Annotated in this window: 3 protein-coding genes; all 3 read left to right on the plus strand. The window is 75.1% G+C overall.

Annotated features, from left to right (window positions below; translation table 11 throughout):
- On the plus strand, nucleotides 1–1,439 hold a 1,439-nt coding region (locus HUX53_RS24965; RefSeq protein ID WP_176405657.1), incomplete at its 5' end, for a glycoside hydrolase family 15 protein.
- 47 nt (nucleotides 1,440–1,486) lie between these two features.
- Nucleotides 1,487–4,528 carry an FAD-binding and (Fe-S)-binding domain-containing protein gene (locus tag HUX53_RS24970; protein ID WP_176405658.1) on the plus strand — a complete coding sequence of 1,014 codons (3,042 nt, stop codon included), beginning with the start codon at nucleotides 1,487–1,489 and terminating at the stop codon, nucleotides 4,526–4,528.
- 64 nt (nucleotides 4,529–4,592) lie between these two features.
- The gene (locus HUX53_RS24975; RefSeq protein ID WP_176405659.1) at nucleotides 4,593–5,072 is read left to right on the plus strand and encodes a MarR family winged helix-turn-helix transcriptional regulator; all 480 of its coding nucleotides are present in this window, start codon (nucleotides 4,593–4,595) and stop codon (nucleotides 5,070–5,072) included.
- Nucleotides 5,073–5,245 lie beyond the last annotated feature (173 nt).

The raw sequence follows: 5,245 nt of genomic DNA on the forward strand, positions 1-5,245 counted from the left end.
CCCCCCGCCCTCCTGCGCCGCCGGGCCCGCGCACCGCCCGGCTGCGCGCGATGCTCGACGTGCGCGCCGGCGGCCCCCGGATGCACGGCGTCCACCACCACGACCCGGACTGGACGGCCCGCAGCGGCGGCACCCGGATCCGCTGGCGCGGCGCCGACGAGGCCGTCGTCCGGGAGGGCCCCGACGGCGGCGCGGTCCTCGCCGTGACCTTCGACCTCGCCGAGGGCGAATCCCGCGACCTGGTACTGGAACTCGCCGCCGGGACCGCCGAGGAGCCCGCCGCGGCGCTGGACGCCGGCGCCCTGTGGGAGGCCACCGAACGCGACTGGGAGCAGTCCGTCCCCTCCTGCGACGACACCATCGCGCCCCGCGACGCCCGGCTGTCCTACGCGGTGCTGACCGGGCTGACCAGCCAGGCCGGCGGCATGGCCGCCGCCGCGACCACCGCGCTGCCCGAACGCGCCGACGAGGGCCGCAACTTCGACTACCGCTACGCCTGGATCCGCGACCAGTGCTTCGCCGGCCACGCCGTCGCCGCCCACGGCGGGCCCCCGCACGTGCTGCGCAGCGCCGCCGACTTCGTCACCGCCCGCATCCTCGCCGACGGCGACCGGCTCCGCCCCGCCTACACCGTCGCCGGTGACCCGGTGCCCGAGCAGCGGGAGAGCGACCTGCCCGGCTACCCCGGCGCGAAGGTCGTCACCGGCAACCAGGCGAGCGGGCAGTGGCAGCTGGACGCGCTCGGCGAGGCGCTGCTGCTGCTCGCCACCGCCGCCGAGCACGACCGCGCCGACCGCGGCGCGCTCAAGGCCGCCCGCGTCGCCGCCGAGGTGATCGGCCGCCGCTGGGGCGACCCCGGCGCCGGCATCTGGGAGACCGAGGACAAGCTGTGGACCCACTCCCGGCTGATCTGCGTCGCCGGGCTCCGGCAGGCCGCCCGCGTCCTCGGCGGCCCCGCCGAGTCCGCCGAATGGAACTCCCTCGCCGACGCCGTCCTCACCGAGACCACCCGGACGGCCCTCGCCCCCGGCGGCCGGTGGAAGCGCGCGAACGACGACGGCCGCATGGACGCCGCGCTGCTCATCCCGCCGCTGCGCGGCGCGCTGCCCGCCGACGACCCGCGCAGCGTCGCGACGCTCAAGGCCGTCCGCGCCGACCTCGTCCAGGAGGGCTTCGTCTACCGGTACCGGGTCGGCGACGAGCCCCTCGGCGTCGCCGAGGGCTCCTTCACCCTGTGCGGCTTCTTCCTCGCGCTCGCCGAGCACCGGCAGGGCGAGGCGGCCCGCGCCCTCGGCACCTTCGAGCGGACCCGCTCCGGCAGCGCGACCAGCGGACTGTTCTCCGAGGAGTACGACGTCCGGCAGCGCCAGCTGCGCGGCAACATCCCGCAGGCGTTCGTGCACGCCCTCCTGCTGGAGACCGCCAGCCGCCTCGCGTGACCGCCCCCCGCCGGATGGTTAGCCCAACTCCGGGTATGCGTCGGGTCATGGCGATTTCGGCTGAGGACACCAGGCAGGGCGAAGGGCGGACCGCGGAGACGGCGGACGAGCGGGAGGCGCTGCGGCGCGCGCTCACCGAGCGGGTGGACGGCGAGATCCGGTTCGACCCCGGATCGCGCGCCGCGTACGCGCACGACTCCTCCAACTACCAGCAGCCGCCCATCGGGGTCGTCGTCCCGCGCACCGTCGAGGCCGGCGCCGAGGCCGTCCGCGTCTGCGCCGAGCACGGCGTCCCCGTCCTGTCGCGCGGCGGCGGGACGAGCCTCGCCGGGCAGTGCGTCAACACCGCCATCGTGATCGACTGGTCGAAGTACTGCCGCGAGCTGGTCTCCCTCGACCCGGACAGGCGGCGCGCCGTCGTGGAGCCCGGCGCGTGCCTGGACGACCTCAACGACGAGCTGTCCGGGCACGCGCTGATGGTCGGGCCGAAGCCGTCCACGCACGACACCTGCACGATCGGCGGGATGATCGGCAACAACTCGTGCGGCGCGTCCGCGCAGGCGTACGGGAAGATGGTCGACTCCGTCGTCCGGCTGGAGGTGCTCACCTACGACGGCCTGCGGATGTGGGTGGGGGAGACCTCCGACGAGGAGTACGAGCGGATCCTCGCCGAAGGCGGGCGCCGCGCCGAGATCTACCGGGCGCTGCGGGAGCTGCGCGACGACGGCATGGAGCTGATCCGCACCCGCTACCCCGACATCCCGCGCCGCGTGTCCGGCTACAACCTCGACTCGCTGCTGCCGGAGAAGAACTTCGACGTCGCCCGCGCCCTCGTCGGGTCGGAGTCCACGCTCGTCACCGTCCTGCACGCCGAGATCGACCTCGTCCCCGTCCCCGCCCACCAGTCGCTCGCCGTCCTCGGCTACGACGACATCCCCGACGCCGGCGAGGCCGTCCAGCGCATCCTGCCGTTCAAGCCCCTCGCGCTGGAGGGCATGGACGAACGCCTCCTCGACCTCGCCAAACAGCACCACCTCGCCGGGCCGCGCGTCGTCGAGGACATGCCGGACGGCGGCGGCTGGCTCATGGTGCGGTTCGGCGCCGACACCAAGGAGGAGGCCGACGCGCGCGCCCGCGAGCTGATCGAGCACATGCGGAACGCGCCGCTCCGGCCGCGGCACACCTTCGTCCACGACCCGGACGAGGAGGAGCTGCTCTGGAACGTCCGCGAGGCCGGGCTCGGCGCCACCGCCTACCCGTCCGGGCGCCCCGACACCCACGAGGGCTGGGAGGACGCCGCCGTCCCGCCCGAGCGGCTCGGCGACTACCTGCGCGACTTCCGCGCCCTCATCCGCGAGTTCGGCTACGGGCCCGTCTCCCTCTACGGGCACTTCGGGCAGGGCTGCGTGCACACCCGCATCCCGTTCGACCTGGAGGACGAGAAGGGCACCGGGAACTACCGCCGGTTCATCGAGCGCGCCGCCCGCATGGTCGCCGACTACGGCGGGTCGCTGTCGGGCGAGCACGGCGACGGCCAGGCCCGCGGCGAACTGCTGCCGATCATGTTCGGCGACGAGGTGATCCGGCTGTTCGAGCGCTTCAAGGCCGTCTTCGACCCGGGCAACCGGATGAACCCCGGCAAGATCGTCCACCCGTACCGGCTGGACGACAACCTCGACCACCTCGCCTACGACCCCGCCGAGCCGGACACGCACTTCGCCTTCCCCGACGACCACCACCGCTTCACGCACGCCGCCGCCCGCTGCGTCGGCATCGGCAAGTGCCGCGCCTCCTCCGGCGGCGTCATGTGCCCGAGCTACCGGGCGACGGGGGAGGAGGAGCACTCCACCCGCGGCCGCGCCCGCATCCTGATGGAGATGATGCGCGGCATGCCGGGGGACGGCGTGCCGAACCCCTCGGTGCCGGGGCCCGGCGGCGCGGCGGTCATCACCGACGGATGGCGGTCCAAGGACGTCCACGACGCCCTCGACCTGTGCCTGGCCTGCAAGGGCTGCCGCAGCGACTGCCCCGTCAACGTCGACATGGCCACCTACAAGGCCGAGTTCCTCGCCCACCACTACCAGGGCCGGATCCGGCCGGCCGCGCACTACACGATGGGCTGGCTGCCGCTGTGGGCGCGGCTCGCCGCGTTCGCGCCCGGCGCCGCCAACACCGCCGCGCACCTGCCCGGCCTGAGCGGCGCCGCCAAGCGGATCGGCGGCATCGCCCCCCAGCGCGACATCCCGGAGTTCGCGCCCGAGCGGTTCACCGACTGGTTCAAGCGCCGCCCGGTCCCGGACGAGCGGGGCGGCAAGCGGGTCGTGCTGTGGCCCGACACGTTCACCAACAACTTTCACCCCCACATCGGCAAGGCCGCCGTCCGCGTCCTGGAGGCGTCCGGATACCGGGTCGAGGTCCCGCCGGTCGCGCTGTGCTGCGGGCTGACATGGATCTCCACCGGCCAGCTCGGCGTCGCCGCCCGCGTCCTGCGCCGCACCGTCCGCGCCCTCGCGCCCCGGCTCCGCGACGGCGTCCCCGTGATCGGGCTGGAGCCGTCCTGCACCGCCGTGTTCCGCGCCGACGCGCCCGAGCTGATGGAGGGCGACGCCGTTGAGGACGACGTCAAGCGGCTCCGCGACCAGACCCGGACCCTCGCCGAACTGCTCGACGAGCGCCAGGAGGAGGCCGGTGGCGCATCGCCCCTCGCGGCCCACGACACCGTCGCCGGGCTCGACACCCCGAAGGTCCGCGCCATCGCGCAGCCGCACTGCCACCAGCACGCCATCATGGGCTTCGGCGCCGACCAGCGCGTCCTGTCCCGCGCCGGCGTCGACGTGGAGACCCTCGACGTCGGCTGCTGCGGCCTCGCCGGCAACTTCGGCTTCGAACGCGGCCACTACGAGGTGTCCACCAAGATCGCCGAGCAGGGCGTCTGGCCCGCCGTCGAGGACGCCGGACCCGGCACGGCCGTCCTCGCCGACGGGTTCTCCTGCCGCACGCAGATCGAGGCCGGGACCGCCGCCCGGCCCCGCCACCTCGCCGAACTCCTCGCCGACCTGCTCCCCGGCGGCGCGGACACAGACCGGTGACCGGGGGCCGGAACGTTCCGGGGCGGGTTGGCGCACCCGGGGCCCGGCCCTGTAGAAAGTCGTCATGAGCGAGGACGGGGACGCGGGCGTCGACGAGGTCACCTCGGCGATGCTGACCGCGTCCCGGCTGCTGGTGGCGATCTCGGTGCGCTCCCTGGGCGCGGTCCGGGACGCCGTCACGCTGCCGCAGTTCCGGCTGCTCGTCGTGCTGTCCTCGCAGGGGCCCTCCAAGCTCGTCACGCTCGCCGGGCTGCTGGAGGTCAACCCGTCCACCGCGATGCGGATGGTGGACCGGCTCGCCGCCGGCGGGCTCGTCCGCCGCGAGGCCAGCCCGCGGAGCGGCCGCGAGGTCCGCATCCAGGTCACCCCCGCCGGGCGGCGCATCGTCGACGACGTCACCGCCCGCCGCCGCGCCGAGATCGCCGAGGTCGTCGCCCGGATGCCGGCCGGGCAGCGGCACGCCCTCGTCGCCGCCCTGCGCGCCTTCACCGAGGCCGGCGGCGAGCCCCCGGTCACCACCGTCGCCCAGCTCGGCTGGACCTGACCGGACCGGCCCGCCGCGCGTCGAACCCCGCCGCCGGGACGTGCGTACTGCTGCCGTAACACCCTTCACCCAGACCCGAGAGGCGGTGCCGGATGCCCCGACCCCGACCGGCCGCCGCGGCGGCCGGTCGGGGGCGGGGCATCCGGCACCGCCTCTCGGGTCTGGGTGAAGGG

Origin of the sequence: Actinomadura sp. BRA 177 (assembly GCF_013372625.1) — a bacterium.
Lineage (GTDB): Bacteria > Actinomycetota > Actinomycetes > Streptosporangiales > Streptosporangiaceae > Spirillospora.